This is a genomic window from Halalkalibacter alkaliphilus, assembly GCF_023555415.1.
Classification (GTDB): Bacteria; Bacillota; Bacilli; order Bacillales; family Bacillaceae_D; genus Halalkalibacter; species Halalkalibacter alkaliphilus.
Genome location: NZ_JAKRYL010000055.1, coordinates 1 through 1,463, shown reverse-complemented (window position 1 = coordinate 1,463; position 1,463 = coordinate 1). Strand labels below are relative to the sequence as shown.

General features: G+C 38.6%; 2 protein-coding genes. Both read right to left on the bottom strand.

Features of this window, described 5'->3' with window-relative positions; translation table 11 throughout:
- Positions 1–143 precede the first annotated feature (143 nt).
- On the bottom strand, positions 144–1,076 hold the full coding sequence (locus MF646_RS23025) for an IS3 family transposase (RefSeq protein WP_338035534.1): 933 nt from the start codon (positions 1,074–1,076) through the stop codon (positions 144–146).
- Positions 1,077–1,093: 17 nt separating this feature from the next.
- Positions 1,094–1,393 (bottom strand): transposase, encoded by a 300-nt coding sequence (locus MF646_RS23020; RefSeq protein ID WP_250098833.1) that lies wholly within the window; start codon positions 1,391–1,393, stop codon positions 1,094–1,096.
- Positions 1,394–1,463 lie beyond the last annotated feature (70 nt).

Here is a 1,463-nt window from a genome sequence, read left to right as displayed (position 1 = left end):
CGGTTCAACCCCCTAAGTTTGGACACAGGCTCATGATTTCTGCTTTTTATTTAGTTTTTCATCTCTCTAGCGCGCTTACGCTTACTGGCCTATTGGTCGAGACGAACAGAAATCTGTTCGTCTCGACCAATAGGAATTTTTCTTTACATAGCTTGTTCTACTTGTTTGGTTTCTCCAGCTTGCCACTTTTGATAATATTCTAATGGTGAGTAGTCGTTTAAACTCCCATGATATCGCTCTTCATTATAAAACTGGATAAATTCATCTACACAAGAATAAGCATCCTCAAACGTGATAAATTCATTACGTTGATAACACTCACGCTCTAAAATACTATGAAATGATTCAATGTAGGCGTTCATATTTGGTGAGCTTGGAGGTATTCTCTCATGCTCGACTTGTTGAGTCATGCAAAACTCTTGAAAATGCTTACTAATAAACTGCGGTCCATTATCTGTTCGAATAATAAGTGACTGAATGTCTTCAGAAGCATGGATTTCTCTTGTCATTAGTGCTTTCTGAAGCATTTTTGTGATGTGTTTGGCTTCGCAAACGGTTCCTCGATAATGCCCTATGATTCCTCGATCATGGACATCTATTACACTAGCCAAATAGAAAAAACGACGAGAAGATGTCACGTATCCATATTTGATATCTAGCTGCCATAGTTGGTTAGAACCTGTCACAATACGGTTTTTAGCTAAACGTCTAGGATACTTTTGTTTCTTTTCACGCTGAGGTAGTAGAATATCGAGCTCCTTACAAAGACGATACACCTTCTTTTTATTGACATTAAGATGATATTTTCGCTGTAAACACCGAGTTAACTTTCGATAGCCATAAACCCCTTCTTTGCCTCCAATGAGCTTTAATAAATAGTTCTTTATCGTTGAATCCTTCACTTTTTTCCCTTTTTTATTTCTTGAAAAGCCAGGGATTGGTCGCCCTCCTGTAGCTGATTTTTTCGAAGGAGGATGAGCCAATCTATAATAATAAGTCGAACGACTAACCGAAACAATCTTTAAAACGCGTTTTGCCGGAAAACCATGCTCAATCCACTCACGCGCATAATCTATTCGCTCAGAAAGCTCGATTACTTTTTTTTTAGCATGTCACGAAGCATCGCTACTTCAAGTTCTTTTTCACCTAGCAGTTTCATGGCATGATCGTACTTAGTCTGTAGATCTTGGGTAGAAGAAGAGTCGGAAAGCGGACTTATCCCTTCGTCGCTCATTTCTTTTTCTACTTCATCTCGGTAAACTTTCATCCACCCACCAAAAGTGGACGTACTTACACCTATTTTTCGAGCAATATGTGATGAGTTTCCAGACTCAATTGCCATACGAACATATTGTTTTTTAACGTCTTCTATTGGCCCCACTCTTCTTTTCATTTTGGCTCCTCCTTTAGTTAACTTCATTTTAATATTTTAAGAAGTAGGTGTCCAAATGAGTTAGGGGGCT

What these genes read in the sequence shown, in the direction of transcription:
- MF646_RS23020 (WP_250098833.1), bottom strand. Translation starts at nt 1,393, where the DNA reads ATGAAAAGAAGAGTGGGGCCAATAGAAGACGTTAAAAAACAATATGTT.